Annotated in this window: 2 protein-coding genes; both read left to right on the plus strand. The window is 75.5% G+C overall.

Features of this window, described 5'->3' with window-relative positions; translation table 11 throughout:
• Positions 1-327 (plus strand): SUMF1/EgtB/PvdO family nonheme iron enzyme (locus tag ACYVE9_RS29110; RefSeq protein ID WP_461030871.1); only part of this gene is annotated, 327 nt, incomplete at its 5' end.
• A partial coding sequence (locus ACYVE9_RS29115; RefSeq protein ID WP_461030872.1) for a class II glutamine amidotransferase occupies positions 327-808 on the plus strand: 482 nt, incomplete at its 3' end. The genes ACYVE9_RS29110 and ACYVE9_RS29115, both read left to right, overlap by 1 nt.

Here is an 808-nt window from a genome sequence, read left to right on the forward strand (position 1 = left end):
CAGCGGCACCTGCGGCCGGCCCCGGCCGGCGCCTACCCGGCCGGTCGGGCGCCCTGCGGTGCCGGCCAGCTGCTCGGCGACGTGTGGGAGTGGACGTCCTCGGACTTCCACCCCTATCCGGGCTTCGCCGCGTTCCCGTATCCGGAGTACTCGGAGGTGTTCTTCGGTACCGGCCCGGCCGGGCCGGACGGCTACAAGGTGCTGCGCGGCGGCTCGTTCGGCACCGATCCGGTCGCCTGCCGCGCCACGTTCCGCAACTGGGACCACCCGGTGCGCCGTCAGATCTTCGCCGGGTTCCGCACCTGCCGTGACGTGGAGGCCGACTGATGTGCCGACACCTCGCCTACGTGGGGCCGGCCGTGCCGCTGGCCGACGTCGTCACCGCCCAGCCCGGCGGACTGTACGAGCAGTCCTGGGCGCCCCGGCGGCTGCGGCACGGCACGGTCAACGCCGACGGCTTCGGCATCGGCTGGTACCCGTACACCGGCACGGACGGGAGCCCGGCCCGCTACCGCCGCGCGGTGCCGATCTGGGCGGACGCCAACCTGCCCGACCTGGCCCGTACGATCCGCAGCGGCATGGTGCTGGCCGCCGTCCGCGACGCGACCCCCGGCACCAGCCAGGACGAGGCCGCCGCCGCGCCCTTCGCCGGTGACCGCTGGCTGTTCAGCCACAACGGCGCGATCCGGGACTGGGAGCGGCTGCCGGACGACCTCGGCGTCCGGGTCGACGCCGCCGACCTGCTCGGGCTGGAGGCCCGCTGCGACTCGGCGCTGCTGTGGGCCCTGGTGCTGCACCGGCTGCGGGC

The sequence above is a fragment of the Streptomyces sparsus genome (genome assembly GCF_054776295.1).